The sequence below is a fragment of the Sphingopyxis sp. genome (assembly GCF_036402335.1).
Taxonomy (GTDB): Bacteria; Pseudomonadota; Alphaproteobacteria; order Sphingomonadales; family Sphingomonadaceae; genus Sphingopyxis.
On record NZ_DASWTD010000417.1, the window covers coordinates 1 to 1,656 of the forward strand.

General features: G+C 64.0%; 1 protein-coding gene. It reads left to right on the forward strand.

The features are described 5' to 3' along the window. Positions 1-1,656: LVIVD repeat-containing protein (locus VGD20_RS13600; RefSeq protein WP_414714577.1), on the forward strand; the 1,656-nt coding region annotated here is incomplete at both ends.

Consider the following 1,656-nt stretch of genomic DNA (forward strand, 5'->3'; position numbering starts at 1 on the left):
CTCCGGCGTCCCCGCGCCCGACCTCGCCCACAAGGACGAGGAGATCGCCTGCTTCACCTGTCACCTCAGCTGGACGACGAGCTGCGGCGGCTGCCATTTGCCGATCGAGGCGAACTGGAAGACCAAGATGCACCATTTCGAGGGTGAGGAGACGCGCAACTTCGCGACCTACAACCCGCAGGTGGCGCGCGACGAGATGTTCCAGCTCGGCCGGCACCAGCTCACCAAGCCCGGCGAGCCCGGCCCCGATGGCGAGGTGCGCGGCATCATCACGCCGGTGCGATCGACCTCGGCGCTCGTCCTCTCGTCGACCAACATCAACCGCGAGCGCATCTATGTGCAGCAGCCGCCGATCTCGTCGGCCGGTTACTCGAGCCAGGCTTTCGCGCCGCATTTCCCGCACACCGTCCGCCGCTCCGAAACCAAGCAGTGCAGCGACTGCCACCTGTCGGCGGCCGACGATAACAATGCGATCATGGCGCAGCTCAATCTGCTCGGCACCAACTTCGTCAATTTCGTCGGGCTCAACGTCTGGTCGGGTCAGGAAAACAGCTTCCAGGCGACGCGCGTCACCGAATGGGACGAGCCGCAGGCGGTGATCGGCAGCTATCTCCAGAAATATGCCTATCCCGATTACTGGAAACTGCACGTCGAACAGAACGGCCGCGAACTCAAGAACTGGGTGCGCGGCAAGACTTTCGACAAGAAGGGTTCGGGCGAAACGCACGCGCTCGAGGAGTTTGCGAACATCGTGCAAGGGACGAGCGGCCGGGTGAACTGCCTGCAGCAGCGCGGCGAATATATGTTCGTGGCGGAGGGTAAGGGCGGCTTCCGCGTCTATGACGTCGCCTCGATCGGCAACAAGGGCTTCTCCGAACGCATCGTCCGCGCGCCTTTCTCGGCGCTCGGGCAGGATACGCATGTGAAGACGAAGAATGCGACGTGCATGGCGATCGCGACCACCCAGCCGGTCAGCGTGGCGCGCAACGCGAATATCGTGAAGAATTTCCCCGAGAATCACGAACAGGTGATGCACGACATCTACCGCTATGCGGTGATCACCGACAGCGTCGAAGGGCTGGTGCTCGTCGACATCGACACGCTCGCCGACGGCGAATTCCGCAACAACAAGTTCAAGCGTGCGCTGACGTGGAACGAGGGCAATGTGCTGGCGGGGGCGCGGCATGTGACGCTCGCGGGCAGCATGGCCTATATCACCACCGGCGCGGGGCTGGTCGTGCTCGACCTCTCGACGCCGCTCCAGCCGAAGGTCACGGCGCAGCTGCCGCTGACCGACGCGCGCGCCAGCGCGGTGCAGTTCCGTTACCTGTGGGTCACCGATGCCGAGGGCGTGAAGCTGTTCGACGTCACCAATCTGGCGCAGCCGGTTGCGGTGCCGTCGGGCACGGTGCGGCTTGCCAATGCGCGCAAAATCTATGTGGCGCGCACCTATATGTATGTCGCGGCGAAGGCCGACGGGCTCGTGATCGTCGATGTGACGCGCCCCGCGGCGCCGATCGTCTGGCCGGGGCTAACCTTTGGTGGCATGCTCAACGATGCCGAGGATGTGATCGTCGCCTCGACCAATGCGTCGCTCTTCGGCTATGTCGCCGACGGGCGGAACGGCATCAAGGTGTTGCAACTCACCAGCCCCGA